This is a genomic window from Rhodoferax sp. RT5P35 (assembly GCF_056521385.1).
Map to the genome: position 1 here is coordinate 1 of NZ_JBWMAX010000265.1, position 1,149 is coordinate 1,149.

The window sequence follows — 1,149 nt, forward strand, 5'->3', positions numbered from 1 at the left end:
ATCGCGCCGCCAAAGCCCCGCGTATCGCCCGCACCCTGCGTGAACAGCGTGATGTCAAGCGCATCACCCAGCAGCTCGGCGGCGCGCTCGGCGGCGCCCAGTTCGCCAATGATCAACAAGCGCCCTGCACTCTGGTAGGTAACGGTCGCGACCGGGTCCGGTTCGGGCAGATGGGCCGCCGCCAGCAGGGCCGCGATTTTGGGGCTGGCCTGGGCCGCATCGCGACTCCAGCCACCGGTTTCGCGGATGTTCACGAAGCGAATCGGCGCATACGCCGTCGCCCCACGCCCTGCGCCGGGGGCATTTTCTGCCAGCTCGGTGAACAGCCGTTTTTCCTGGGTGCAGCCGACCGCCAGATCATCGCCCGCCTTGACCCCCGCCAGAAAGGCGCCGGCCTCGCGCCGGCACAAGGTGGAATGCAGCGTCAGGTTTTCATTCAGCGCCGCGCCCAGGCGCTTGGGGTCCAGCGGCATGGTTTGGTTGCAGTCACAAATCAGTGTGGTCATGGTCGGTGCCCAGTGCGTGGGACTTGTTGTCGGTCAGGGGTTCAGTGCCGGTGTGGGTGAGTGGCGCAGACTGTGCCACGGAATGCGCGGTGAGGGTATTGGCATCATCCCGTACAGGCGCGGCGCTGGTGGCGTCCGGCTCATCGTCAAACAGCGTGAGAAAGTTGGCGCTGGCCATCTGGCGCAGCACTGCTTCGGGTAGCGGGTCGGGCTCGGAGTCGTCGTGGACGTAAATATCCAGCCCATCCATCACGTTGTAGTGAGGGGCGGTGAAGAGTTTTTTCATGGCCGCGTTGCGCACGTCAGGCGCCACGTCCCGCGCGACAAAGGGCTTGAAATCAGACTCGGCGGTGAGCCGCTTCACATCATCCAGGGTGGGCGGTGGCGGCGCGTCTTCAACGGGCGCAACGGCAACCGCAGCGGGCGCTATCGGTACGGGTGCCACCGGGGCCGCGGGTTTGACAACGGGCTCTTCAAGCGCCTTGCCTTCCCGCACGGCCTGTTTGCGCTGCGACCAGCGGCCCAAAAACCCGTCAGCCACGGCCACCACCGGATTTTTTCTCGGTGCTGATGCTGGCAGGGTTGCCAAAGCGGTCCGTCAAAGTCCGGAAGCTCTCGGGCCGCTTGCGGCGCTTGGGCTCCT

The 1,149-nt window shown here is 65.7% G+C and carries 1 protein-coding gene and 2 pseudogenes; all 3 read right to left on the reverse strand.

Annotation, left to right across the window (positions count from 1 at the left end; genetic code table 11):
* A pseudogene (locus tag AC097L_RS25515) lies at positions 1–506 on the reverse strand (4Fe-4S ferredoxin); the annotation flags it as partial.
* Entirely contained in the window at positions 487–1,053 is a 567-nt protein-coding gene (locus AC097L_RS25520) for a DUF3306 domain-containing protein (RefSeq protein WP_479589498.1), read from the reverse strand. The pseudogene AC097L_RS25515 and the gene AC097L_RS25520, both read right to left, overlap by 20 nt.
* Positions 1,040–1,149: pseudogene (locus AC097L_RS25525) on the reverse strand (DUF3305 domain-containing protein); the annotation flags it as partial. The pseudogene AC097L_RS25525 and the gene AC097L_RS25520, both read right to left, overlap by 14 nt.